The sequence below is a fragment of the Pseudomonadota bacterium genome (assembly GCA_026388255.1).
GTDB lineage: Bacteria > Desulfobacterota > Syntrophorhabdia > Syntrophorhabdales > Syntrophorhabdaceae > JAPLKB01.
The window spans coordinates 26,717-48,124 of sequence record JAPLKC010000010.1 but is presented as its reverse complement, the minus strand read 5'-3'; the positions used below and the strand labels follow the sequence as shown (position 1 = coordinate 48,124).

At 35.1% G+C, this 21,408-nt stretch carries 24 protein-coding genes and 1 tRNA gene; 19 read left to right on the top strand and 6 right to left on the bottom strand.

Annotation, left to right across the window (positions count from 1 at the left end):
- The first annotated feature begins 80 nt into the window (after positions 1-80).
- From NT178_00550 to NT178_00490, 13 genes are all read left to right on the top strand, one after another.
- Positions 81-503, top strand: coding sequence for a pilin (locus NT178_00550; protein ID MCX5811027.1), 423 nt, complete (start codon positions 81-83; stop codon positions 501-503).
- Between the two features lie 124 nt (positions 504-627).
- On the top strand, positions 628-1,395 hold the full coding sequence (locus NT178_00545; protein ID MCX5811026.1) for a prepilin peptidase: 768 nt from the start codon (positions 628-630) through the stop codon (positions 1,393-1,395).
- Between the two features lie 34 nt (positions 1,396-1,429).
- Positions 1,430-1,702 carry a hypothetical protein gene (locus NT178_00540; GenBank protein MCX5811025.1) on the top strand — a complete coding sequence of 91 codons (273 nt, stop codon included), beginning with the start codon at positions 1,430-1,432 and terminating at the stop codon, positions 1,700-1,702.
- Between the two features lie 580 nt (positions 1,703-2,282).
- Positions 2,283-3,734: an O-antigen ligase family protein gene (locus NT178_00535; protein ID MCX5811024.1), complete on the top strand. Its 1,452-nt coding sequence runs from the start codon at positions 2,283-2,285 to the stop codon at positions 3,732-3,734.
- Between the two features lie 105 nt (positions 3,735-3,839).
- Positions 3,840-5,426 (top strand): type IV pilus assembly protein PilM, encoded by a 1,587-nt coding sequence (pilM, locus tag NT178_00530; GenBank protein ID MCX5811023.1) that lies wholly within the window; start codon positions 3,840-3,842, stop codon positions 5,424-5,426.
- The gene (locus NT178_00525; protein ID MCX5811022.1) at positions 5,423-5,956 is read left to right on the top strand and encodes a PilN domain-containing protein; all 534 of its coding nucleotides are present in this window, start codon (positions 5,423-5,425) and stop codon (positions 5,954-5,956) included. Before pilM ends, NT178_00525 begins: the two co-directional genes overlap by 4 nt.
- Positions 5,953-6,618 carry a type 4a pilus biogenesis protein PilO gene (gene pilO, locus NT178_00520; GenBank protein ID MCX5811021.1) on the top strand — a complete coding sequence of 222 codons (666 nt, stop codon included), beginning with the start codon at positions 5,953-5,955 and terminating at the stop codon, positions 6,616-6,618. Before NT178_00525 ends, pilO begins: the two co-directional genes overlap by 4 nt.
- Entirely contained in the window at positions 6,599-7,228 is a 630-nt protein-coding gene (locus tag NT178_00515; protein MCX5811020.1) for a pilus assembly protein PilP, read from the top strand. Before pilO ends, NT178_00515 begins: the two co-directional genes overlap by 20 nt.
- 74 nt (positions 7,229-7,302) lie before the next feature.
- Entirely contained in the window at positions 7,303-8,586 is a 1,284-nt protein-coding gene (gene pilQ / locus NT178_00510) for a type IV pilus secretin PilQ (protein ID MCX5811019.1), read from the top strand.
- Positions 8,587-9,918 carry a hypothetical protein gene (locus NT178_00505; protein ID MCX5811018.1) on the top strand — a complete coding sequence of 444 codons (1,332 nt, stop codon included), beginning with the start codon at positions 8,587-8,589 and terminating at the stop codon, positions 9,916-9,918.
- 12 nt (positions 9,919-9,930) lie between these two features.
- Positions 9,931-10,362, top strand: coding sequence for a hypothetical protein (locus tag NT178_00500; GenBank protein ID MCX5811017.1), 432 nt, complete (start codon positions 9,931-9,933; stop codon positions 10,360-10,362).
- Positions 10,363-10,364: 2 nt separating this feature from the next.
- The gene (locus NT178_00495; protein ID MCX5811016.1) at positions 10,365-11,090 is read left to right on the top strand and encodes a pseudouridine synthase; all 726 of its coding nucleotides are present in this window, start codon (positions 10,365-10,367) and stop codon (positions 11,088-11,090) included.
- Between the two features lie 194 nt (positions 11,091-11,284).
- The gene (locus tag NT178_00490) at positions 11,285-12,178 is read left to right on the top strand and encodes a DUF4115 domain-containing protein (GenBank protein MCX5811015.1); all 894 of its coding nucleotides are present in this window, start codon (positions 11,285-11,287) and stop codon (positions 12,176-12,178) included.
- Positions 12,179-12,215: 37 nt separating this feature from the next.
- Here the strand turns inward: NT178_00490 and ruvB are convergent, their stop codons facing one another.
- The 5 genes from ruvB to NT178_00465 all read right to left on the bottom strand — a co-directional run bounded on the left by ruvB (position 12,216) and on the right by NT178_00465 (position 15,207).
- Complete coding sequence (gene ruvB, locus NT178_00485) at positions 12,216-13,217, bottom strand: Holliday junction branch migration DNA helicase RuvB (GenBank protein MCX5811014.1); 1,002 nt, start codon at positions 13,215-13,217, stop codon at positions 12,216-12,218.
- 32 nt (positions 13,218-13,249) lie between these two features.
- Positions 13,250-13,864, bottom strand: a complete 615-nt coding sequence (locus tag NT178_00480) for a helix-hairpin-helix domain-containing protein (protein MCX5811013.1) — start codon at positions 13,862-13,864, stop codon at positions 13,250-13,252.
- A complete protein-coding gene (locus tag NT178_00475) occupies positions 13,861-14,346 on the bottom strand; it encodes a crossover junction endodeoxyribonuclease RuvC (GenBank protein MCX5811012.1) in 486 nt (161 codons plus the stop codon). The genes NT178_00480 and NT178_00475 overlap by 4 nt, the downstream gene beginning before the upstream one ends.
- Before the next feature lie 5 nt (positions 14,347-14,351).
- Positions 14,352-15,110, bottom strand: coding sequence for a YebC/PmpR family DNA-binding transcriptional regulator (locus NT178_00470; protein ID MCX5811011.1), 759 nt, complete (start codon positions 15,108-15,110; stop codon positions 14,352-14,354).
- A 20-nt stretch (positions 15,111-15,130) separates the two neighbouring features.
- Positions 15,131-15,207: transfer RNA gene (locus NT178_00465), tRNA-Val, on the bottom strand.
- 145 nt (positions 15,208-15,352) lie between these two features.
- On the opposite strand from NT178_00465, the gene NT178_00460 reads away from it, so the two are divergent.
- The 4 genes from NT178_00460 to NT178_00445 all read left to right on the top strand — a co-directional run bounded on the left by NT178_00460 (position 15,353) and on the right by NT178_00445 (position 19,384).
- Positions 15,353-16,279, top strand: coding sequence for a radical SAM protein (locus NT178_00460; GenBank protein MCX5811010.1), 927 nt, complete (start codon positions 15,353-15,355; stop codon positions 16,277-16,279).
- Positions 16,280-16,353: 74 nt separating this feature from the next.
- Entirely contained in the window at positions 16,354-16,941 is a 588-nt protein-coding gene (locus NT178_00455; GenBank protein MCX5811009.1) for an IMP cyclohydrolase, read from the top strand.
- A gap of 32 nt (positions 16,942-16,973) precedes the next feature.
- On the top strand, positions 16,974-18,254 hold the full coding sequence (gene purD / locus NT178_00450; protein ID MCX5811008.1) for a phosphoribosylamine--glycine ligase: 1,281 nt from the start codon (positions 16,974-16,976) through the stop codon (positions 18,252-18,254).
- A 65-nt stretch (positions 18,255-18,319) separates the two neighbouring features.
- Complete coding sequence (locus NT178_00445; GenBank protein ID MCX5811007.1) at positions 18,320-19,384, top strand: 3-isopropylmalate dehydrogenase; 1,065 nt, start codon at positions 18,320-18,322, stop codon at positions 19,382-19,384.
- Positions 19,385-19,492: 108 nt separating this feature from the next.
- Here NT178_00445 and NT178_00440 read toward each other — a convergent pair whose 3' ends face one another.
- A complete protein-coding gene (locus NT178_00440) occupies positions 19,493-19,765 on the bottom strand; it encodes a hypothetical protein (protein MCX5811006.1) in 273 nt (90 codons plus the stop codon).
- 171 nt (positions 19,766-19,936) lie between these two features.
- Between NT178_00440 and NT178_00435 the strand changes: the two genes are divergently transcribed.
- A complete protein-coding gene (locus NT178_00435) occupies positions 19,937-20,935 on the top strand; it encodes an FAD binding domain-containing protein (protein ID MCX5811005.1) in 999 nt (332 codons plus the stop codon).
- A gap of 2 nt (positions 20,936-20,937) precedes the next feature.
- Positions 20,938-21,408: a (2Fe-2S)-binding protein gene (locus NT178_00430; protein ID MCX5811004.1), complete on the top strand. Its 471-nt coding sequence runs from the start codon at positions 20,938-20,940 to the stop codon at positions 21,406-21,408.

Here is a 21,408-nt window from a genome sequence, read left to right as displayed (position 1 = left end):
GATAAAAATCATTTACAAAAAATAAAATTATGATAGAATAAATGTTGTATTAATAAATAAATTTATTTGAGGAGGTTTTTATGATTAAAGTTAACAGAAATAGTAAAGGTTTTACGTTGATTGAGCTTTTGATTGTTATCGCGATCATCGGTATCCTCGCTGCAATTGCAATTCCAGCATATTCAGGATACACCAAAAAATCAAAATTAGCCGGTGTTGTTAGTGCTATGGGCGCTGTTAAAAATGCCATTATGGCATACTATACTGAAACTGGTAGTACCACTTTCATAGCCCAGACCAACGCCGCAGGTATTGGATCAGCTTATGGTGTACAACCTCCTACACAGTATGCAACATTTGCCACATCTACCGCCGGTGCAATAACTGCTACCTCAACTATCGGTGGTTTGACAGGGACCTTAGTGCTGACACCAGACTGGACAACAGGTTTATGGACATGGTCCGGGACAGTAGCTAACTCATACATACCGAAAGGAAGTTAATTTCAGCATAAAAAAAGGGGGCATTACCTGCCCCCCTTTTTTTATTACCTTCAGCAAGCTACCCCACTGCTTGCTGTGTGATAATTATCATAGAATTATTTTAAATATTGGTTTATAAGAAGTTATGAATTATATATTGTTTATTTTTGGGGCAATAGTCGGAAGTTTTCTTAATGTTTGTATTTATAGATTGCCGAGAATCAAGTCAATCGTAGTTCCTTCATCATTCTGCCCTACCTGTGAAAAACCTATAAAGCTCTACGACAATATCCCTATAATAAGTTATCTGTTGTTAAGGGGCAAATGCAGGCAATGCAGCGCTCATATATCGATAAGATATCCCATAGTGGAGTTTATAACCGCCTTTCTTTTCTTTATGCTTTTTAAAAAATGCGGCCTTTCCTTTGAGTTGTTTGTTAGTATGCTCTTTATTTCACTGCTTATTGCCATATCCTTTATAGATCTTGATTTTAAAATCATCCCCGATGTTTTAAGCATAGGGGGTCTGATTGCCGGTTTTATTCTGGCTTTTTTCAGAAAACCCTTTTTCTTTTATCTTGATGCACTTTATGGAATATTTCTTGGCGGTGGAATCCTCTTCGTCATTGCCTACGGCTATCAGCTATTAAGAAAAAGAGAGGGCATGGGTGGCGGTGATATAAAGCTCCTTGCAATGATAGGAGCTTTTTGCGGGATAAAAGGGGTAATATTCAGCCTTATGGCTGGTTCATTGTTGGGGACTTTGGTTGGCATACCTATGATGCTTATAAAAGGTGAGGATGCTAAATATGCAATCCCTTTTGGACCTTTTCTATCTCTTGGTGCATTAATATTTATGTTCCTCGGGGATAAAATCATATATGAGTTTCTTAACATTGTTGCGGAACGCTGAATGGCAATACTAATATATCTCTTTTCTTTGCCTCATGCACATACTTAATAATAATCTGCAGAAAGAGGGGCATCCGCAGATTTTGCAACTTTTAAAAGATATCGAAAGTTCCTGTGCTTCTAAATATGTTTATGCAATTAATGTCGGAGAGATTATTTTTAAAGGGGCAGAATACAAACCACAATACAGTAATTCCAATGAGGATTATTTTATTCTTGCATCTTCTGTTGAGCATAAGACAACCATAGCCACAAGTGACCCAGAATTTAAGAAAATCGGGCATCTTATAAATACAATCTGGATATAGCTTGTATCTTAAACTCTTGCAATGCATACCCTTCTTCATCATACCATTTCTTGGCGGCAACCACCTTTCCTTCTTTTATTTCACTATTGACAAATTCTGGATCGAAACTAATTTTGTGCTTGCATTGTTAGTTGCCGTTTCTTTTAATTTTTATAAAATAAGGAGTATCCCTTCAGGTTTTTTGAGATTCATGCTATATTTCATGCCATTTGTTTTAATAAATGTCGCGTCCATTCTTTACACATGGAACAGGTTTAACACCTTATGCGAGTTGAATATAATTGTATGGATAGTAGGGTGCGTTTACCTTTATATGATATCGGAAAACAAGGATGCGCTTTTAAAAGCACTTATTTTTGGAACCGTGCTATCCGTGCTATGTATGATTATACAATATAAAGTTTTATTACCAAAATTGTTAGAGTTCTATAAAGACGGGATGTATAGCTCTGTTATTAAAGGGAAGGTTGTGCCGTTTTCATCGTTTTTAAACGAAGCCACACTTGGCGGATATTTTCTGTTTTTGATCCCCTTAAGCATCTATTTTGGCCTCATTCAAAAGAAAATCCTGTATATGGTAATGTCTTCTATTATTATATTTGGCCTTCTATTTTCTCTTTCGAGAATGGGCATGTTTATAGGTGCTCTTTCGATAATAGCTGGCTTTGTATTGCTAATCATGAAAAAGAGGTTTAAAAAGGCGGTATTCCTCATATTGATCGTTTTACTTGCCTTAACTATACTCATATCTGTCGTCTATATTGGCGGAAAAGGAAAAAGTGATGCTTTTCAGGACAGAGCAATTGATAGATTAAATAAAACGACCACACATATTACAACCCTTACTTATCGAACAGTGACATGGAAAATAGGCATCAATGCATTTTTGGATAAACCCCTATTAGGTTATGGCGCCGGGACATTTGAACATGCATATAGAAAATATTATAACGCTACTCTATATACAAAATATGCTCACAATGTTTTTATAAAAATCATGGTTGAGCTTGGCTTGCTCGGGCTTATATCTTTTTTAATTTACCTTTTTGGTTTTATAATTGGTGTAATAAGGATGATTCGGGATACGGGAAATAACGATACAAAATATTTTTTTATTGCAATATCGGCCATATCCGGATTCCTTTTCGCTGTTTCCAATGTTACTTTCGAAATGCCTGCTTATGCTATTACATTTTTTATCCTATCATCTGTTTTTTTCGCAGGGGAACGGGGGACAGAAAACGTAGATAGAGTGAGGCAAAGGCATGGAGCATTGGCTGTAATGATATTTTTACTTGTAGCCATTACGCTGATGGGCTCCTTTTTCTTCACTGAAAGGGCAAATATTTCTGTAAAAATGAATGAAGAGGGGGCAATATTTACGGAAAACGGGTTATTACAAGAGGCCTTTGTCTCCTATGGGGAATCTATAAACACTATGCCGATAAATAATTATGGATATATCGGGATGATGAATGTTCTGCTAAGATATTATAAGGTTGAACAGAATGCATATGAAAAAATAAAGATTAAGAACATAATCGTTCAATTCTTACCACAGATAGAACATAACCCGGATAAATACTCAGAATTATTCTTTGTTGCAGGCAGCATTAATTCGCTACTGGGAAATATTGAAAAAGCAGAAGATTATTTTAAAAAAGCATTACAATATCACCCCTCTTCAGGGTTTTATATGTATGAAACAGCTAACTTTTATTTAATAAACGGTAACCTGGAGAAGGCTAAAATGTTAATTCAACGCATGAAAACTTATGCTGATAGACACACAGGCTCTGAAATGCATGGACTTTATGTATATAAGATGAGAGACCTGGAATCAAATATTGAGTATCTGGACGGGAATATTCAAAACGCCTTTAAACTGGCAAAAAGAAACCTGGAAGATGCAGAGAAGGATAAAAATGTAGCTGGAAATATACTTGCAAGAGAGTACATTGAAAAAGATTCTTTTGTCAAATACTTAAAAGATAGGGTTGATTTTTATGAATCAAAGCTTCAAAAGCAATAAAAAAGTCTGTTTTTATATATTTCATTGGATTTTATGAAGAAAAGACTTGTCTTTTTATTAAATAATATGTAACAAATACTAATATAGTAAAAGGTTTATGGGGTTATGAGACAAATAATACCAATGTTGATTTCAATTATTGTTGCTGCTGGGGTATATTTCTTCTTCTCCTATGTCATGTACCGGATCGGCAGGAAGTTTGTAACAGGCTCTTTTCTGGAATATTGTATACCGTTATATAATATGGTTCTGATGTGCAGGTGCGGTAATATTTCACCATGGAATGTACTGGGACTTATGGTACCCATTGTAAATATTTATTTTGCTATTCATATATGGGGAAGTATCGCGCAGCGACTTGGAAAGAGTTATTGGTTGTACGGCATAGGATCATTGTTTTTTTATATAACTGTATTTATTATGGCTTTCGATAATTCCAGCCCATCCGGATATATACTTCCCGATACAATAAGCGAAAACAAAGATTTGAATGAGCAGGAACAGGATGGGCATGATAGCAGTATATATACGGATACAATAACTAAAAATAAAGATTATGAAGAAAATAAGATAAATAAAAAAGCTGAAAAAAGAAAAGAAAAGAATGCTAAATCAACTAAGGCAGGTTTTTTACCAGGCTTAGACATTCTTAGTAAAATAGGACTAAGAACAATAAATGAATTAATAGGTTTAGATATTGGAAGCGTTTCGATAAAAATATGTACTTTAAAGAAAACCAATGACGGTTTCCAAATACAGAACATAGCCAAAAAGTCATACGAAGAGGATATCCTGAGTGACGGAAACATAATAGACCAGGTGTTTGTTGCGCAGGAGCTGAAAAAATTAATAGCGGAGAATAATATCAAATGCAAGGATGTGGCCTGTGCATTGTCAAGCTATACAATAATCACGAAAAAGGTTATGGTTCCTTTTCTTGAGGAAGAAGAGCTTGAAAATAGTATAAGACTCGAAGTGGAGGCGGTTATTCCTTTTCCTTTAAAGGACATATACTATAGTTACCATGTGCTTGGAGTGGATGAAGAAAAAGAAGATATGATGAACATTCAGATTGTTGCAGCAAAAAAAGAAATTGTTGATGGATATACAACTGCATTCAATTTAGCAGGCTTAAATTTGCAAATTCTGGATGTGGATATTTTTGCTGTTACAAATATTATTGAGCAGATATACAACCCGAAAGATTTTTCAGTAGTTGCTGTAGATATAGGTGCATCTATAACAAATATTGCAATAATCAAAAACAACAGTGTTGAATTTACAAGGGAAATATTACTGGGGGGGAAATACTTAACCAACCAAATAGAAAAATCTACCAAACTTAGCCATATTGAGGCTGAAGAAAAGAAAATAATAGCTGATAGCGAGGTTGCATATTTATTTGAAGATTATATATTCAACATCTCGTCTGAAATTACAAAAACAATCAATTTTTACACTGCCACAAAACCTAATGACACCATTGGGAAAATATACCTGACAGGCGGCTCATCTTTACTGAAAGGGCTAAGGGAAAAAATAGAGGAAGATTCCCGGATAGAAATAGAATATATAGACCCATTATTACTTTTAAATCTGGATCAAGCTAAACATCGTGCTTATGAAGAATACAGTACTTTCATGAGTATAGCGCTTTATTTATCTTCAAGGGTTACGGATTTAGGACAATGATTAAAATAAACCTTTTACCCGGTAAAGCAAAAAAAGATTTACTAAAGATTGACATATACCTGTTTTTTTCTGTAATGATAATAAATTTTATGATTTTTGGCGGAATTTATTACATTAACGCAAAGGATATATCAAACTATAAAGCACAAATCGAGAATGCTAAAAAAGAGATCGCAAACCTTCAAAGCGTTTATAAAGAATATCTTGCAATGGAGCAGGAGAAGAAAGAGATACAGAGAAGAATTAAAGCAATTGACGGCATAAAAGAGGGTAGGGCGCTCTCTCCAAGGATTTTGTACGATCTTACCTCAGTTATTAAGGACAACGTATGGCTGAAAAGTTTTAGAAAAACAGATGATAAATTTGAACTGGATGGACGTTCATTAGAAAACGAATCTATTTCAGCTCTTGTTGAGAGTTTATCAAAAATTCCATATATAAAAAATATAGAATTAAAAAATGTACAGGATATCATTGAGGAAGGAATTACAGTAAAACAATTTAGCATTTCCGGTGATCTGGTTTTATGAAAAAATTAGAGATGGATTTTAAAGGAATAAGCAAAAAGATTGCAAAGATAAAAAGAATATATAAACTGCTTTTTAGTATTGGGCTTAATGTATTACTTTTTGCTTTGCTTTATTACCTTGTATTAAGTCCACAGCTTGAAACCAAAAGACAATTTGCCCAAGAATATAGCAATATTAAAAGAGAGCTTGATAACATGGTAGCCATCAAAAACAACATGCCCAAATTCCGTAAGGAATATGCGCAATTACAGGAACTTCTGCAGCAAATGCTTAAGCAGTTGCCTGAGACAAAAGACATCCCTAATTTACTGAGAAATATATCAACTGTTGGCACGGAAACCCGATTAAAAATAACTTATTTTGAACCAAGGCCTGTACAAAATAAAGAATACTATTCAGAATTACCATTTAGTATCCGATATATTGGTCCTTTTCACCATATAGGATATTTTTTCGATGGTATCAGAAAATTAGAAAGAATCATAAATGTAACAAGTTTTTCTATTTCCCCGGATAGTAAAAAAGAACCAGGAAAATTAAACCTTACAGGTGAATGTACAGCAAAAACATATGTATATTTAAAGCAGCAGCCTAAAGATGAAAAGAAAGTAGAAAAGAAGGACGAGAAAAAGGATGGCAAAGGTGAAACACCGAAGAAGTAAAAGAATTTATGAATTGGAAGTAGTGAGTTGGAAGGGAGCCATAGACCTTCCTCACCATTCGGTAGGTCTTGACCAGGACTTTGGTTTGTCTGTTTTGAGTTGTCCCGATTCTATCAGAATTAATGCTCGCGAGTTTAAAGCTTATATTGTAAGTATTTTAGTAATATTTCTATTGATTATTGCAGTGCAGGATATAGCTTTAGCCCAGCCAAAGGTTGGGGCAGTAAAGGCGGAAGCCAAGAAAGCTGAGCCTGCACCGCCAAAATTTAACGTAGGTGAGTTTACCTATACATCTGCCAACAGGAGAGATCCTTTTGAAACATCATTCCTGAAAGATATTAAACAACAAGCAGGAAAGGCTTCCGTTTTAAAAAAGGGTTATGAGCTTGAAGAGCTAAAACTTGTTGGAATTATGAAGGCCGGTAGTAGGAACCTTGCTATGATGGAAGATATGCAGAGTAAGGGTATACTTTTTAAGAAGAATGATTATTTGAACAAAAACCTTTGGATTACTGATATTTTTGCAGATAAAGTTGAATTCGGCTATAAAATAAAAGGGGAGACCAAAACATTTTCAATAGAAATCCCAAGAAAAAAGGAAGGGATGTGATTATGATTAAAAAAATACTGATTATATTATTTTTAATATTTACAATCCCGTTTCTTTGTTTCAGTCAAGCACCTGTGAAAAAGCCCCAAAAGATGTCCTTTGATTTTGTAGACGCAGATGTTCGAAACGTCCTTCGAGGGCTGGCCGATGTAATGGAGAGAAGCATAATAATAGGAGATGATTTAAAAGAACTGAAAGATAAGACAGTAACTATGAAGCTCGATAACGTCTCTATGGAAGAAGCACTGGATATTATAATCAAAAGTAAGGACCTGTCAAAATTTGAAGAAGGGAATATCATCAGAGTGATTACATTAAAAAAGTTTCTTGATGAAAAGAATCGTGAAAGTGCTGATAAGGCAGCTTTACAAAGGGAAAAACTTGAAAAACTCAAGCAAGGGGAGGAGTTTGTTACAGAGACAATCTTCGTGAATTACACAACCGCAAATAAAGTTGCAAGAGTAATAAAAGGCGAGGCCACTACATCAACAACTGGTGCAGCAACTGCCGGAGCGAAAGGTCTTTTATCTGAATACGGCACAGTCACAGAGGTGGAATGGACAAATGCGATAATTGTTAAAGACACAAAAGAAAAGGTTGCAGTGATTAAGGAGATTGTTAGTAAACATGATTTCCCTCCTGTACAGATTCAGATCCACGCAAGAATTGTAATAGCAGACACTAATTTTCAACGAGATCTGGGTATTAAATGGAACGTTGCCATGCAAGGGACAAGTAATTTATTAAACAGGGACATGTCTGTCAAGCCAGGCATTAACTCCATGCCTGCTGCTCAAGCCGGAGCGCTGCAACTTCTTGTAGGCGATGCCGCAGCAAGTTTTTTTCTTGATGCAACCATTGCTGCAGCAGAAACAGACGGTATTGTGAAAACAATAGCTAATCCTAAAGTTATAACATCTGATAATATCACTGCAAAAATATCAAAAGGTAATGAAATACCATATCAGACTGTTGCAATGGCAGGCGCTTCACCAACTATTGAATATAAAAAAGCAGAATTAAGCCTTGAGGTCACTCCACATGCAACAAAAGACGGCAGAATAAAAATGAAAATCAAGGCAACTAAAAATGATCCATATAACTGGAATCCAACCACCATAGCAATGTCAACAAAAGAGGCATCCACAGACGTTATAATCAAGGACGGGGAAACAGTTGTTATAGGGGGTATTTATGAGACAACCAACGATGATACTGAAACAGGTATACCGCTGCTTATGAAAATACCTATTCTTGGCTGGCTCTTTAAAAATCAGCACAAAAAGGACACAAAAAACGAACTTCTCATATTCGTAACACCCACGATTCTAAAAACTATTTATAAAGATGAGGGATAAATGAAGATTAAACATATTTATCTATTTTTATTATTTTTTTTAATAATCTTGATTTTTACCAACCGGACATTTAGCGAAGAACTTGTTAAGGGAGCCATCATAGCAACACCTCAGGATGTGCTCAGCGTAGGGACGGGAGAAAAAATAATTACAAACCTTGGAAAGAAAGATGGCTTAATTATAGGCGATATATTAAAAATAGTCGAGAGCGACGATGACATATTGATAGGTAACATTGGAAAGTGCGCTGTAATAAAAACTGAAGATTCAACAAGTGTGTGTGAGGTTATAAAATTAAGCGCTGAGGCGGGTAAGGGCGATTATGTTTATATAAATAAATTAGAATATGAAGACCATCAGATTTATCCGGTATCTTTTAGGCTATTAAATGAGATCATTGCTCCTTACGAACCTCAGAAAAATATCAGAGTTTACATCCATAACATATATGATGAAAAGAATAATATTACAAAATTCTCAGAAAAGATAAAAGAAGAGATTGCATCCGTTTTTAAACAAAAAAAAAGGATGACAGTTGATACAGCAAGTTTGATAAATTATATAAATTACCAGGATCACTATTTCAATTCAGATACAGATAAACCTAAAAAAGAAAGTATTGATATATTAAAGAATAGCATGAAAAGATTTGATATTGATGTTTTAATAACAGGGGTTTATACCAAAAAAAACGATAAAATATATCTAAAATTTTATATAGTAGACAGAAAGTGGCAAGATAGAACAACATACTCAATTTTGAATGCACAAGGTTATTTAAATGCTTTAGCAGAAACAATTATTCCATATGAACCTTTTAAAGAAAAGGAACTTGTTAAATACAGCATCATGCTTTACGAGAAAGACTGTCTTCCGGATAAAGACGAACAAAGAGCAATAATTAAATATGAATCGGAAAAAGAATTGAAATTTAAATATAAATTTGAGGATGGTAAGTCAAAATTTAACAGGATAAATCCAGGTGATTTAACTCTTAAAGTAAACAGAGAAGATATAGGTGGCATACAAAAAGGAGTTGAGTTAGAAAAATATTTTGAAAAAGGGAAAAAAAGAATATTTGTATCGTTTGTTCCAACTTTAAGTTACAATGAAGATGAAATCATACAATTAAAGAAAGAAATAAAAAAAGAAATTATATTGGATCTAAAGGATGAAGATAACATAAGTATTGAAATGAAGCTTGATGCTACGTATGAAAAAGAAAAAATAGATATAAAGATTGTAAGAAAAAAAGTAAAAGAGCCTATCATATTAAAATCGGTTACTTCAGAAACAGATAGAAAACCGGCTATTGAGCTTTATCAGGATTAAAGGGGGTGTATAATGAGATACTTTATTTTCATTTTGTTTTTTTTAATAATCTTTCCTGCAAATGCCTTATGTCAAAAAAAAGTAGCTATCGTTCAACATCAAGTTGACGAGAAATTTTTAAGTGAGGTTGAGGCTGATAAATATAAATCTTTTTTAAGTGAAATGAGAACATCTGACAGAAAAAGGGAATTTGCAGATTATAAAGAAGATAGAGACACAAAATACAGAAAACTAAGTGAAAGTATAGCATTTGAGGAAAGGGAAGCAAGCATTGCAAATCAAAGGGCATGGGAAGGAAGATATAAAGAAACTTATGACACAAGAATGTCATATATTAATAAAGGTTATTCTGCACAAACAGACAGAGAATCAGTTAGGGCATTCAGGGCAGCAGACCAATTAAGACCGCCTGCCAAATCAAGTATGGATGTTTACAAAAGATAAGGATGTCTGCAGTTTTACAAAGGCTATCGAAGTTTCTTTCAAATTCAGGTATAGATTCAAGGCGAAAATCTGAGGAAATAATCAGGGCTGGAAGAGTATTCGTAAATAACATCAATGTATTAGAACCTCAATATCGGGTAGATCCAAATACAGACACTATAAAATTAGATAATAAGGCAATTACGAATAATAACTCCAAAACTTATATAGCTCTATATAAACCTGTTGGTTATATATCTGATTTAAAGGATGTGAGGGGCAGAAAGCTTGCCAGGGATCTCATTGATCTGGATGGTAAACTTTTTCCCATAGGCAGGCTTGATTATAACTCTGAAGGATTAATCATATTTACAAACGATGGTGAGCTTGCGAATAAAATTATGCACCCCAGATATGGTGTTGAAAAAGAATACCTTGTTAAATTGAAAGGCATGTTGAGTGATGATGATATTTGGTCCATAAAAAAAGGAATTATGATAGAAGATGCCCCTGCTCGCGCAATAAGCATTACTCATGTCAGCACGGCATTTAATAATCACTGGTACAGTATTACACTTCACGAAGGCAGAAACAGGATTTTAAGAAAAATGGGCGAAGCTATCGGCCACCGAATTTTAAAAATCAAAAGAGTAAGAGTCGGGCATATTAAGCTGGGTAGTCTAAGCGCAGGGTCATACAGATTTTTAAAGGAAAAAGAAATTATGTCTTTTAAAATACCTCTTGATTGATTTTGAGTTTTTACTGTAACTATTTGATAATAAAGCATTTATACTGCAAACATATCGGCATGATGCTGGCTTTCTTTAATAATATTGATAATATGTACCACAATAATTATAATTTTCTATTGAAAATGTTTATAAATAACTATAATAATATATAAATAGTTGGCATAACTGACAAAAAACGGATTTGATAAACAATGAAGAAGAAAAACCCTTTAGGTAAATCATTATCTGAAATTATTGCACAAACACAATTATCAATAAATACAGACATAAAAAAAATAATAGATGATGCAATAATTGAACCCATTAGCCATAAAACCAAAGAAAACAAAGTAGTCAAACAAAACTTGACAAATCAGGTACATTCTTTAGAATTAAGCGTAGTTGGACAATTGCTTAAAGATAAAAGGGAAGAAAAGCTATTGTCTGTTGAATATATATCAAGAAACCTTTGCCTGCAAAGATCCATTATCGAATCTATAGAACACGGAAATTGGGGGGATCTGCCTCATATAGTATATGTAAAAGGTTACGTAAGGAAATATGCTGAACTATTGGGAAATTATGATCAAATACTGCCATATATCAATGAAAATCAATTAGAAAAGGATAATGAGAAGTTAAATAATAAGAAAAACGATAAAATTGAAAAAGATATAAAACATTTTTCTACACATAAAAGAACATCAAAGACCATATATATATATTCAGCCATTATTATTTTGATTTTAGGATTTTTTATTTTTGATAAAACGCAAAAGGATAGATCGGAAATATCAAAACTTGAAACTGCAGTGCAGGTTTCTAACAACATAAATGATGGCAATAGTAAAAGAAATATTCCTGATTTTATTGACACAAAAAAACTTATGATTACTTGTAATGAAAGAACATGGATAAACGTAATAATTGATGATACAGAAAAAAAAGAGTTTATGCTGAAGCCTCAAGAAGTAGTAATGTTTAATGCAAAAGAAAAATTTGATCTACTTATAGGAAATGCTGGTGGTGTAAAGCTTATACTTAATGGAAAAGACATTGGTTTTACAGGTGAAAACGGTCAGGTAAAGAGGGTAATCCTACCTTAATTTTGTACACATTCATGGTTCATGCTCCATTTCATAGCTAAAATAAAGAAACTTCTGACTTGCCTTTATATGGAACGTTAAGATGAAGGTATGCTTTTTCTGTAGCTTTTCTCCCCTGTGAAGTTCTTATTATAAAACCGGTTTTTAACAAGTATGGTTCAATTACTTCTATCAGAACATCTGTTTCAATTTGAAGCGTTGCAGCAAGCGCTTCAATCCCTGCAGGACCACCTTTATAGTTTAAAATAATTGTCCGCAATAGTTTTCTATCCAATTTTCCAAGTCCGCATTCATCTATACCTTCTAAGGCTAATGCATTTACTGCAACATTTTTTGTTATATTTCCGTCTGCCCTGACTTGTGCATAATCACGAATCCTTTTCAGAAGTCTATTGGCAACCCTTGGTGTTCCTCTCGATCTTTTTGCCGTTTCAAAAGCTCCATCATCATCTATGGAAATTTTTAATATTGAAGCAGAACGCTTAACAATATGTACAAGATCTCTTTCATTATAGAAATCAAGATCTCTTGTAATGCCAAAACGTTCCCTTAACGGAGAAGACAAGAGTCCTGCCCTTGTCGTCGCTCCAATTAAGGTAAAATATTCAAGTTTGTATCGGTGAGTCCTTGCATGCACACCTTTGTCAAATATAAAATCTACTGCAAAATCCTCCATAGCCGGATAGAGAAATTCTTCCACAACCTTGGGTATTCTATGAATTTCGTCAATAAAAAAGACATCGCCATTCTCTAAATGGGTAAGAAGCCCCATCAAATCCCCACCTTTTTCAAGTGCCGGCCCCGAAGATGTTATGATTCTCGCACCCATTTCATTTGCAACTATATGTGAAAGTGTAGTTTTTCCCAATCCCGGTGGACCGTTAAAGAGGATATGCTCTAAAGGTTCATTTCTTTTTAATGCTGCCTCTATAGCAATTTTGAGTGTTTCAACAATTATTTCCTGGCCTACATATTCTGAAAGCAGCCTGGGCCTTAAGTTAATATTTTGTTCATTATCCAGCGCATTGTCTTCGCGCATTACCTCTGAATAGTTATTAATTTCCTCGTTAATCAACGTCTTTGGCCCCTATACACTTCTTCAAATAATTCTTCGGAAGAACCTATGGATGGATTTATTTTCATAGCCTCGTCAATCATTTTACGTGCCTCTGTTAATTTATGTCCTAATTGAGAAACAAGTACGCTTTCGACCTCTTTTCTGAAATCTTCTTTGATATCGGCAGGCAATCTTGTTTCCGGTATTAGTGCGTACTTGGCAGTTTTTCCTTTAAGGGTGGCTACAATTTTATCAGCTTTCCTTTCGCCTATGCCTTTTAATTGTTTTAAGGTTTTTACATCCTTATCCTCAATAGCACGAGCAATTTCCCTTACAGGTCTTGCAATTGCCTTTATGGCAGCAGCAGGGCCTATATCTTCCACAGAGATAAATAACTCAAAAAATTCTTTATCCAGTTCGTTTTTAAAGCCTACAAGGATTGGTTTTGGCTGCCTCTCTGTTTGATTATAAGAAATATAAAGGTTTAGCTCATCATCTGTTTTAGTGGTTTTTTTTATTTCATTCAGTACATAAATGGGAACCATGATGTCATATCCGATACCGTCAACAAGGAGAATAAGGCGATCATCGTATACCCTTTTCAGTTTTCCTTCAAGATATGATATCATCGAAGCCTCAAGGGACTTTCTCTGTAAAATGCAGTTAATGCAATTGCCAAGGCATCTGAAGCATGGAAAGACTTAATTTCGCCTATATGTAGTATTTTTTGAATTGTTTCGCTGACCTGTTTTTTGTTTGCACTACCATATCCAACTAAGGCGTTTTTTACCTCTTTTGGTGTAATCTCAACTATCTTTAGCTTTTTTTGTGAAACCAGCAAATATATAATACCCAGTACACTTCCCAACAAAATACCGGCCCGGGGATATCTTATAAGAGAAAAGGCATTCTCGATGGCAATAATATCAGGACTTATAGTATCGATGAGATAGCTCATGTCGTTGTATATCTGAAACAGCCTGTTTGAAATGTGTATATTCTGAGATGTTTTTATAGATCCACATTTCAAAAGGGAAGTGGATTGACTACTGCAATTTATCGCGCCAAAACCTGTACTTGCTAAACCTGGGTCTATGCCAAGGATGATCACTTAAGCTACTTGCCGCCAGCTAATCTTTCCATTTCTTCAAAAGAGATATCGAAGTTAGCATATACCTTTTGTACATCATCAGAATCTTCAAGCATTTCCAACAATTTTAACATTGAATCGGCATTTTTTCCTTCAAGCTTTACGGACGTTTGAGGTACCATGCTGATTTCTGCAACAGTATATTTTATATTGTTTGATTCAAACATCTTTCTTATGGTTTCAAAATTTGTAACATCTGTTATTACTTCTATTTCGTTATCATTTGAGGCAACATCTTCTGCACCCGTCTCAAGGGCAAGTTCAATAATTCTATCTTCATCCACATTATTTTTATCAAAGGATATATATCCCTTTTTATCGAACAGCCAAGACACACAACCTGATTCACCAAGGTTTCCATTATACTTCGTGAGAACATGACGAACATCTGCAGTTGTCCTCTTTTTGTTATCAGTTAACACTTCGACAAGGATGGCTACACCACTGGGGCCATACCCTTCATATGTATACTCTTCATAACTCTCACCACCTTCAAGGGCGCCAGCTCCTTTCTTTATTGCCCTTTCAATGTTATCTCTTGGCATATTTTCAATTTTTGCCTGAGAAACGGCAGTTCGAAGTCTCGCATTTGATTCAGGGTCACCACCACCAATCCTTGCTGCTGTAGTAATTTCTTTGATAAGTTTTGTGAATATTTTTCCACGTTTTGCGTCGGCTGCGCCTTTTTTATGCTTAATTGAACTCCATTTGCTATGTCCGGACATTGTGCCCCCTGGTTGTTAAATGGTGGGCAGTATAGGATTCGAACCTACGACCTCTGGTATGTGAGACCAGCGCTCTAACCACCTGAGCTAACCGCCCATTTTTTAATGATACTATATTTGCAAAAATAAAGTCAATCTTGCCTATATTTTTTAGCACAGGTCTCTATTAATTTGAAACGTTTTTCATCATGGAATGTATAAATTATATTTAAATTTTTCTACCAATCGTTTATTATCATTGCATGGGTAAATTTACTTTTGGACCAGTTCCTTCCAGGAGGCTTGGATTTTCGTTGGGTGTAGATATAATTCCAAGAAAAATTTGCACATTTGACTGCATATATTGCCAGATTGGAAAAACAACAAATCAGGAAATTAAGAGAGGAAGCTTCTTTGATGCCTATGAAATAGTTGAGGAAATAATCAATAAGGCAAAACAGCTAAGCCATATTGATCATATAACGTTTTCCGGGTCTGGAGAGCCTACTCTAAACTCAGATATCGGGTGGATGATTAGGGAGATTAAGAAAAACTTAGATGTTCCTGTAGCAGTTATAACAAACGGATCACTTTTGAATGATAAAGAGATAAGGGATAACCTTAGTATGGCAGACGTTGTTTTGCCATCACTTGATGCAGCAAGCGAAGACATATTCCGATATATCAACAGACCTCATACCTTGATTGAACTTAGTACAATCATTGAAGGTATGAAAAAATTCAGGGATACTTATACAGGCAATATCTGGCTTGAAATTATGCTGATTAAAAATGTAAACGACAGTATTGAAGAGCTGGGAAGACTAAAAAAGATTGTTGAATACCTTGGTGTTGAAAAAGTGCAACTAAATACCGTTATCAGACCCCCGACTGACAACACGATAGATGGGATCAATCATGCAGAACTTGATAGAATCAGTAAATATTTTGGCTATGGATGTGAAGTCATATGCAATTTCGAAAAAGAAGTTAAAAAGAACGTGGAGGACAACTGGTCGGAAATGGTTTTGGATATACTAAAAAGAAGACCGTTAACACTGAATGATATAGTGAAAATTACAGGCATACCGGAGCACAGGGTAAAAAGCAGTCTCAGTCTTATGGAAGTCGAAGGAAAAATAAAACAGTTTCACTTTGAAGACAACATATTTTACATGATAAATGATTAATAATAAATATTTACAACTATTTTGGAAATATAGACGAAAGCACGGCTAACCAAGAAAGTATAAGGGAGGGATTTATGAAAATAAAAAGAGCGGTTATTAGTGTATCCAACAAATCCGGTCTGTCGGAGTTAACACCTTTTTTAAAAAGCTACGGTATAGAGATACTTTCAACTGGTGGCACAAAAAAATATCTCGATGGAATCGGCATTAATCCCATAGAAATCAGTGCATATACCGGATTCCCTGAAATTATGGACGGTAGGGTAAAAACACTGCATCCGAAAGTCCATGGAGGAATTCTAAATATCAGGGATAACGATGAACATCAAAATGCGATGGAGTCTCTTGGCATAAAACATATAGATATGATAGTCGTAAATCTGTACCCTTTTAAGGAGGTTGTAAGTAAGGGTTGTACTTTCGAAGAAGCCATAGAGAATATTGATATAGGCGGTCCTTCTATGATAAGAGCAGCGGCAAAGAATTACAAATACGTTACTGTTGTTGTTGATCCTGAAGATTATCCAAAAATAATAGAAAATATGAATCAAAATAACGGTGAGACAACAGAAGATTTAAGGTTTTATCTGGCAAAGAAAGTTTTTTTCTTTACATCTGATTATGACAGCGCTATCTATACATATTTGTCTGGAATAAAATAGATCACACTCTATAACGTGAAGGAAAAATATTTATGAAAGTTCTTGTAATAGGCAGCGGCGGTAGGGAGCATGCCCTTGTTTGGAAGTTATCACAGTCACAATATGTAGACGCTATTTTTTGCATTCCCGGAAATGGTGGGATTTCTGAAATTGCCGATTGTATTGAGATGGACATAACCAATGCAGAGAATGTCATAGCTTTTGCAAAAAAAGAAGAAATCGGGCTTGTTGTTGTTGGGCCTGAAAATGCCTTAGCCATGGGCATTGTGGATGCCTTCGAAAAAAGCGGTATCCCCATATTCGGCCCTTGCCAAAAAGGGGCGCTGCTTGAAACAAGCAAGGTTTTTGCAAAAGGCTTGATGGATAAATACAAAGTATCAACCGCTTCCTTCAGAGTATTTTTAAACTATACCGATGCACGGACATACCTTGATAGCTTGACGCCACCTTTTGTGATAAAAGCAGACGGATTATGTGCAGGGAAGGGGGCTTATGTCATAACAAATAAAGAGGAAGCACAGAAGGTATTAAAAGATTTAATGGTCGAACGTATCCATGGGGATGCAGGGTCTAAAGTTGTTATTGAGGAGTTTTTGCCTGGTGTTGAAGCTTCATACATTTCCTTTACTGACGGCAATTCTATTCTTTCAATGCTGCCTTCTCAAGACCATAAATCCTTATTTGATGATGATAAAGGGCCTAACACAGGCGGTATGGGCGCTTATACACCTATTCCCTTTATAAACCGGAGCCTTGAAGAAAAAATAGATAAAGAAGTCATGAGTAAAACAGTTAATGCGTTGAGGAACGAAGGCATAATCTATAAGGGTGTGTTGTATGGCGGTCTCATGTTGTCAGAGAACAGCAACCCAAATGTCCTTGAATTCAATGTAAGGATGGGAGACCCGGAAACACAGCCCATACTTTTTAAAATGAAGAGTGACATTGTTCCGATCCTTCTTGCATGTACAGAAGGCAAATTGGATACCATAAAAAATATTGAGTGGAGAGATGGCGTATCAATATGTGTAGTATTGGCGTCTGAGGGGTATCCCGAAAATCCAGAGAAAGGGAAGATTATAAATGGACTTGAAGACCTGAAAAACAAAGAAGATATTATGGTTTTTCACGCAGGGACAAAAAAGGTAGGAAGCGAGTTTTTTACATCAGGGGGCAGAGTTTTAGGAGTTACTGTTATTGGCAATACATATGAAGATGCAATAAAAAAAGTATATGAAGCTGTATCATGCATAAATTTTGAAGGTATGCAATATCGAAGAGATATTGGCAGGAAAGCTTTGATAAATAAATGAAAAGTAAAAAATACTTATTCATATCTTTTCATTTTAATTCATAATCAATAAATCAGGAGGGAAAGATGTCTAAAACATATAATATTGGTGTAATACCGGGCGATGGAACAGGCCCTGAGGTAGTGGCAGAAGGTGTCAAAGTTTTAAATGCCGTGTCAGACAAGCTGGGATTTTCATTGAAATACAGTTATTATGATATCGGTGGAGAAAGGTATCTAAAAACAGGTGAAACCCTGCCTGATAGCATCCTCAGTGAAATGAAGCAGCATGATGCCCTGTATCTTGGAGCTGTGGGACACCCGGATGTAAAACCGGGAATATTAGAAAAAGATATCCTTTTAAAAATAAGATTTGAACTTGATCAGTACATTAACCTTCGACCTGTAAAATTATATGAAGGTGTTGATACACCGTTAAAAAACAAAGGACCAAAAGAAATTGATTTTGTTGTCGTCAGAGAGAATACAGAGGGGCTGTATACCGGGGCAGGCGGTGTTTTGAAAAAAGGTACAAAAGATGAGGTTGCAATACAGGAATCTATAAACACAAGAAAAGGGGTAGAAAGATGCATCAGATTTGCCTTTGCATATACAAAAAAACGTAATAAAAATAATAAATTGACTTTATGTGGTAAAACAAACGTGCTTACATATGCATTCAATCTGTGGGAAAGGGCATTTAATGAAGTAGCAGAGGAATATCCCTACATAAAAACAGACTATGCCCATGTAGATGCTACATGTATGTGGATGGTTAAAAATCCCGAATGGTTCGATGTTATTGTTACCGATAATATGTTTGGAGATATAATAACAGATCTTGGTGCAATTATTCAGGGTGGATTAGGCATAGCCTGCGGCGGAAATATAAATCCTGAAGGTGTATCAATGTTTGAGCCTATGGGCGGTTCCGCTCCAAAATATACAGGTAAGAATATAATTAATCCTTTTGCTGCCATACTTTCTGGTGGCATGATGCTTGAATTTATTGGGGAAGAGGAAGGTGCAAAATTAATAGATATATCGGTCCAAAGGGCTTTAAAAAATAATATAAAATCTCTTGATGCTGGTAAAATGGGTATGGGAACAAAAGAATTAGGAGATCTTATCTCAAAATATACAAAAGAATAGAAAAAGGCAAAGATTTCTCCAGTTTTTGTGGACTGCTGCGGTCAAATTTATTAAACAACCTATGTTTAACACGTTGGAAACCACTGGCTATAGTTGGTGATGGGCTGGTTATATATTGGTTGCAGCTTTAAGTTCTTTGAGTTTTTTGCTTAGTGTATTTCTGTTTATTCCAAGGAGTTTAGAAGCCTTTGAGATGTTGCCATTCGAAATTTTCATGGCGGAAATTATAAATACTTTTTCTATAACTGCCTGTACGTTTAACAATATGTTGTCATTATTATTTGTTTTTGATAGTAAGAGGTTATCTGCTATAAATTCAAGTTTTACCTCAAATAGATTGTACAACTTCTCAATATCATTATTAATAGCATTATTTATCATAAATAATTTGATTAAAAATATTTAGTTGACAAAAAAAATAATAAAATATAGTTTTAGACATATTGTATACGATATACGTTAATTTTTTTGATTTAAGTATATTAGATATCAGTGGCTACTGTCAAGAAGTTATAAAAATGATTGTAAAGTAGTCAAAACAGGAGGTCCCTTATGAGAATGCCAACTTTTAATATTTTAGAGCCAGGTTCTAAGAAAAAGGCATTATTGACACTTGATAAATATAGAAATAAATTAAAAGTTGTTGCAGGGGGGACTGAAGTTGTTGTTATGATGAAGCTTGGTCTTTCAGCACCTTCATATTTGATGAGTTTGAATAAAATCAAAGGATTAAAGGGTATTGAAAAAAGAAAAAATGAAGTGATTATTAAAAGTTCAACTACCATAAAAGAGATTCTGCAATCTCCTTTAATGAATGAAAAGTTTAAAGGCATTACACAGGCAGCTCAATTATTGGCAGCCCCTCCAATACAGAACAGAGCTACTATTGGGGGAAACATACTTCAAAATACACGTTGCTTATATTACAATCAGTCAGAGCTTTTCAGAAATGGCCTTAAGCCATGTTTCAAGGCCGGAGGCAACATTTGTCATGCAGCCAGGGGCGGAAAGCGTTGTTTCAGCGTATATCAGGGCGATATGGCGCCTTCATTAATTTCCTTAGGTTCAAAGGTGAAATTGGAGAAAAATAACTCTTCTCGTACTATTTTACTATCAGATTTCTTTACAGGTAAAGGTGAGAACCCCTTTTTAATTGAAGATAACGAACTGCTGACTGAATTTATCATACCTCTGCCTGATGCAAAATACGGCTCTTCATATGAAAAATTGAGAATCAGAAAGGGTTTGGAATATCCTCTGGTTTCAACGGCTGTATTTCTTTCAGAAGATAAAGATGGCAATTTAGACAATGCGAGAATTGTTATCGGTGCTGCTGCTTCTGCTCCAAAAATAATTGAAAATGCATCATCATGCCTGAAAAGTAGAAATCCTTCTGCTGAAGATATGGATGAGGTTGCAAATCTTGCTGACAATTTGTCAGAAATGATAAATAACTTATCTGTTCCGGCAACATATCGACGAAAAATGGTAAAGGTTGTAACAAAGAGATCCCTTAAGAATGCCTTTCAAGATTTAAAAAGGGGGTATTAGTTATGGACAAAAAGACCATTCTATTGAAAATAAATAATGAAGAACATAGCATAACAACTTACCCGAACCGCACGTTGCTTGAAATTCTAAGAGATGATCTGTGTCTTACTGGAACAAAGGAAAGCTGTGGAGAGGGTGTATGCGGCGCTTGCACGGTTCTGTTGGATGGACTCCCTGTACGGTCATGCATACTCCTTGTGACAGAGACTGAAGGCAAAGAAATCACAACAATTGAAGGTTTATCAGGTAGTGAAAAGCTTGACCCTATTCAGGAATCTTTTATTGAACATCACGCTATACAATGTGGTTTTTGCAGCCCGGGAATGATATTGACTGCATACTCACTTTTGAAGAATAACCCTAACCCTGATGAAGAAGAAATACGACATGCTATATCCGGCAATATCTGTCGCTGCACAGGATATGCAAAGATTGTTGAAGCTGTAAAAGCTATGTCTACAGAAGGGAGCTAA

What these genes read in the sequence shown, in the direction of transcription:
- NT178_00490 (MCX5811015.1), top strand. Translation starts at nt 11,285, where the DNA reads ATGAAGAAGAAAAACCCTTTAGGTAAATCATTATCTGAAATTATTGCA.
- NT178_00435 (MCX5811005.1), top strand. Translation starts at nt 19,937, where the DNA reads ATGAGAATGCCAACTTTTAATATTTTAGAGCCAGGTTCTAAGAAAAAG.
- ruvB (MCX5811014.1), bottom strand. Translation starts at nt 13,217, where the DNA reads ATGCGCGAAGACAATGCGCTGGATAATGAACAAAATATTAACTTAAGG.
- NT178_00430 (MCX5811004.1), top strand. Translation starts at nt 20,938, where the DNA reads ATGGACAAAAAGACCATTCTATTGAAAATAAATAATGAAGAACATAGC.
- NT178_00440 (MCX5811006.1), bottom strand. Translation starts at nt 19,765, where the DNA reads ATGATAAATAATGCTATTAATAATGATATTGAGAAGTTGTACAATCTA.
- pilM (MCX5811023.1), top strand. Translation starts at nt 3,840, where the DNA reads ATGAGACAAATAATACCAATGTTGATTTCAATTATTGTTGCTGCTGGG.
- NT178_00545 (MCX5811026.1), top strand. Translation starts at nt 628, where the DNA reads ATGAATTATATATTGTTTATTTTTGGGGCAATAGTCGGAAGTTTTCTT.
- purD (MCX5811008.1), top strand. Translation starts at nt 16,974, where the DNA reads ATGAAAGTTCTTGTAATAGGCAGCGGCGGTAGGGAGCATGCCCTTGTT.
- NT178_00525 (MCX5811022.1), top strand. Translation starts at nt 5,423, where the DNA reads ATGATTAAAATAAACCTTTTACCCGGTAAAGCAAAAAAAGATTTACTA.
- NT178_00445 (MCX5811007.1), top strand. Translation starts at nt 18,320, where the DNA reads ATGTCTAAAACATATAATATTGGTGTAATACCGGGCGATGGAACAGGC.
- pilO (MCX5811021.1), top strand. Translation starts at nt 5,953, where the DNA reads ATGAAAAAATTAGAGATGGATTTTAAAGGAATAAGCAAAAAGATTGCA.
- NT178_00495 (MCX5811016.1), top strand. Translation starts at nt 10,365, where the DNA reads ATGTCTGCAGTTTTACAAAGGCTATCGAAGTTTCTTTCAAATTCAGGT.
- NT178_00480 (MCX5811013.1), bottom strand. Translation starts at nt 13,864, where the DNA reads ATGATATCATATCTTGAAGGAAAACTGAAAAGGGTATACGATGATCGC.
- NT178_00550 (MCX5811027.1), top strand. Translation starts at nt 81, where the DNA reads ATGATTAAAGTTAACAGAAATAGTAAAGGTTTTACGTTGATTGAGCTT.
- NT178_00505 (MCX5811018.1), top strand. Translation starts at nt 8,587, where the DNA reads ATGAAGATTAAACATATTTATCTATTTTTATTATTTTTTTTAATAATC.
- NT178_00470 (MCX5811011.1), bottom strand. Translation starts at nt 15,110, where the DNA reads ATGTCCGGACATAGCAAATGGAGTTCAATTAAGCATAAAAAAGGCGCA.
- NT178_00500 (MCX5811017.1), top strand. Translation starts at nt 9,931, where the DNA reads ATGAGATACTTTATTTTCATTTTGTTTTTTTTAATAATCTTTCCTGCA.
- NT178_00455 (MCX5811009.1), top strand. Translation starts at nt 16,354, where the DNA reads ATGAAAATAAAAAGAGCGGTTATTAGTGTATCCAACAAATCCGGTCTG.
- NT178_00540 (MCX5811025.1), top strand. Translation starts at nt 1,430, where the DNA reads ATGCACATACTTAATAATAATCTGCAGAAAGAGGGGCATCCGCAGATT.
- NT178_00460 (MCX5811010.1), top strand. Translation starts at nt 15,353, where the DNA reads ATGGGTAAATTTACTTTTGGACCAGTTCCTTCCAGGAGGCTTGGATTT.
- NT178_00535 (MCX5811024.1), top strand. Translation starts at nt 2,283, where the DNA reads ATGTCTTCTATTATTATATTTGGCCTTCTATTTTCTCTTTCGAGAATG.